Origin of the sequence: Nocardiopsis sp. TNDT3 (genome assembly GCF_003427465.1) — a bacterium.
Lineage (GTDB): Bacteria > Actinomycetota > Actinomycetes > Streptosporangiales > Streptosporangiaceae > Nocardiopsis > Nocardiopsis dassonvillei.
Map to the genome: position 1 here is coordinate 1 of NZ_QPFC01000148.1, position 3,189 is coordinate 3,189.

The 3,189-nt window shown below is 68.6% G+C and carries 3 protein-coding genes; 2 read left to right on the forward strand and 1 reads right to left on the reverse strand.

Annotated elements, in window-relative coordinates; all coding sequences use genetic code 11:
- Positions 1–179 precede the first annotated feature (179 nt).
- Positions 180–1,979, reverse strand: coding sequence for a long-chain fatty acid--CoA ligase (locus DQW06_RS04150; RefSeq protein WP_013154147.1), 1,800 nt, complete (start codon positions 1,977–1,979; stop codon positions 180–182).
- Between the two features lie 415 nt (positions 1,980–2,394).
- Between DQW06_RS04150 and DQW06_RS04155 the strand changes: the two genes are divergently transcribed.
- On the forward strand, positions 2,395–2,841 hold the full coding sequence (locus DQW06_RS04155) for a hypothetical protein (RefSeq protein ID WP_117197989.1): 447 nt from the start codon (positions 2,395–2,397) through the stop codon (positions 2,839–2,841).
- Positions 2,842–2,990: 149 nt separating this feature from the next.
- The coding region (locus DQW06_RS04160) for an ROK family protein (RefSeq protein ID WP_157983336.1) at positions 2,991–3,189 on the forward strand (199 nt) is incomplete at its 3' end.

Consider the following 3,189-nt stretch of genomic DNA (forward strand, 5'->3'; position numbering starts at 1 on the left):
CACGGAGGCGGAGAAGGAGGCGGCCCACCACTAGCGCGCCCACACGTGGATGACGGACCCGGTCGCGGTGCGGCCGGGTCCGTCGTGTTCCCGGAGCACGGCCCCGCACACGGCGGGAGCCGACCGCCCCCGTGCGAGGTCGGTCGGCTCCCGTGTGTCCGGTGCGGGCGGCGGAGTGCTCAGCCGGCGTAGATGTCGTCGATCTCCTTGCTCCACTGCTTGCTGACCACGTGGCGCTTGACCTTCAGGGAGGCGGTCATCTGGCCGCTCTCCTCCGTGAAGTCGCTGGGCAGGATCTTGAACTTCTTGATCCCCTCGGCCTTGGACACCGCGTTGTTGGCGTTGTCCACGGCCTCCTGGATGGCGGCGTTCAGGTCCGCGTCCCCGGTCAGGTCGGCGATCTCGCCGCTCTTGCCGTTGGCCTCGCGCCACTGGACGAACGACTCGGGGTCGATCGTGATCAGCGCGGCGATGAACTTGCGGTTGTCTCCGACCACCATGCACTGGCTGACCAGGGCGTGGGCGCGGATGCGGTCCTCCAGGACGGCCGGGGCGACGTTCTTGCCGCCCGCGGTCACGATGATCTCCTTCTTGCGCCCGGTGACGCTCAGGAAGCCGTCGTCGTCCAGCGCGCCCAGGTCGCCGGTGCGGTAGAAGCCGTCCTCGGTGAAGGCCTCCTTGGTGGCCTTCTCGTTCTTCCAGTAGCCGACCATGATGTGGTCGCCCTTGAGCAGGATCTCGCCGTCCTCGGCGATCCTGATGGTGGTGCCGGGCAGCGGCTGGCCCACGGTGCCGATCTTGTTGAACTCGGGGCTGTTCACCGAGGTGGGGGCGGTGGTCTCGGTGAGGCCGTAGCCCTCGATGATGGTGAAGCCGATGCCGCGGAAGAAGTGGCCCAGACGCGCGCCCAGCGCGGATCCGCCGGAGACGGCGTACTCGGCGTTGCCGCCCAGGGCGGCCAGGAGCTTGCCGTAGACCAGCTTGCTGAACAGCGCGTGCTTGAGCTTGAGGCTCAGGGGGATCCGGCCGGTGGCCAGGGCCTTGCTGTAGGCGACGGCGGTGTCGGCGGCGGCGTTGAAGATCTTGCCCTTGCCCTCGGCCGCGGCCTTCTGCTCGGCCTTGGTGTAGACCTTCTCGAACACGCGGGGGACCGCGAGCAGGAAGGTGGGCCTGAACGCCGAGAACTGCTCGATCAGCTCGGGGCCGGTGGAGGGGAAGTGGCCGAGGGTGGCTCTGGCCTCGATCACCATGACCTGGACGAAGCGGGCGAAGACGTGGGCCAGCGGCAGGAACAGCAGCGTGGAGGGATTCTCCTTGCTGCGCAGGACCTGGCGGGCCGGGCCCTCCAACGCGTTGTGGGAGATGAAGAGGAAGTTGCGGTGGGTGAGCTCGCAGCCCTTGGGGCGGCCGGTGGTGCCCGAGGTGTAGATGAGGGTGGCGAGGTCGTCGGCCTTGACCCCGGTGCGGCGCTTCTCCAGAGCCTCGTCGCTCACCTCCGAGCCCGCGGAGCGCAGCTCGGCGTACCCGGGGTCGTCGAACCGCCAGACGGGGCCGAGCTCGGGGGTCCGGGCGCGGACCGACTCGACGCGCTCGGCGTGGGCGTCGTTCTCCACGAACGCGGCCTTGGCGCCGGAGTCGGTGAGGATCCACTCGATCTGCTCGGCGGAGGAGGTCTCGTAGATCGGGACGGTCACGCCGCCGACGGACCAGATGGCGTAGTCGACGACCGTCCACTCGTAGCGGGTGCGCGACATCAGGGCGACGCGGTCGCCGTGCTCGATGCCCGCGTCGATCAGGGCCTTGGCGTACGCGGCGATGTCGGCGTGCAGCTCCGCCACGGTGACGTCGTGCCACTGGCCGGACTCCTGGCGACGGGCGGTGACGGCGTTGGGCTCGCTGGCCGCGCGCGCGTAGAGCGTGTCGGTCAGTCGCGCGTCGTCGGAGATCTCAGCCTTCGCGGGAGAGCTGTATTCGCGCACGTGGTGCTCCTGGACGTGTACGGGTTCGGGTAGTACGGGACGTGATGACCGTAACAACACCACCCTACTCATGAGTAGAACACGTTGTCGTTCGGTATCCAACGGTGACCCTGGGTCGTGTCCGGCGCGGCGGACGCGCTGGTGCGCGGGCGGAGGAAAGAACGGATTCCTCCCTCGTACGCACGCGAGACTATACGCCCGACGTAGTGTTTGCGCACGTCGTGAGAACTATGTGCTGTATGTGAATTTTGTGTCCTTTGTAGGTTTTCGTGGTCATTGCGGTTTCCCCTGGCCTCACTCCCCGTAGCCGCGCCCGCGCCCCTGATTCGCCCCTGAACCTGCCCTGAGAAACCTCCCCGGCGCCCGGAGGGCCGGTTACCGTGAAGCAGAACGCGGCGCGAAGGAGGAAGCTGACATGACGGAGAACACCGGTCGCAACGGCGGTCCGGGTGTGGGCAGGGGCGAGGACCCCGACCTCATCGACGACGCGCTGAAGCTGGTGACCACCCTTCAGCGCAGGCTGTTGACGGCCGGGGTCAAGCGCGGGGTGGGCGCCGTGACCTCGCCGCCCCCGAGCAAGGGCGACGTGTGGGAGGAGGCCATCCGCCTGGAGACGGACGACCGGCGCCCCCCGCTGGAGGAACTGCTCGACATCGTGCGCACCTCCGGCCCCGAGGTCGTCGGACACCTCGGCCGCGCCGGACTGGCCGCGGTCGGAGCCCTGGGCCGCACCTGGGACGTGGTCGAGCGCTCCCTTGAGCAGACCCGCGCCGACGACGCCGCGGGGCACCGTCCGCAGGACCGGACGCAGGGTGGCGAAAGGGCGACGGAAGGCGAGGAACGCCAGGTCACCGCGGGGTGAACGGGAGGAGATCACGGTTCGACTCCGGGGGTGTCGGGGGTCGCCTCGCGCCTGGTTTAATCAGATGGCATACATCATCTGAAAACACTTTGCCATGAACCTTGAGACTTATGTCAGAGTTCGGGCGTAAGTACGAAGGAGCTGCCCCCATGCTGACCATCGGCGTAGACATCGGCGGGACCAAGGTCGCCGCCGGGGTCGTCGACCCCGAAGGGCAGATCCTCGACAAGGTCAAGTACCCCACCCCCTCCAACGACCCGCAGGCCCTGGCCGACGTCGTGGCCAGGGCCGTCGGGGAGCTGCGCGGCCGACAGGACGCCGACTCCGTCCGGGCGGTCGGGGTGGGGG

Excerpts from the sequence above, each read along its gene's own strand:
- DQW06_RS04155 (WP_117197989.1), top strand. The coding sequence starts at position 2,395 with ATGACGGAGAACACCGGTCGCAACGGCGGTCCGGGTGTGGGCAGGGGC.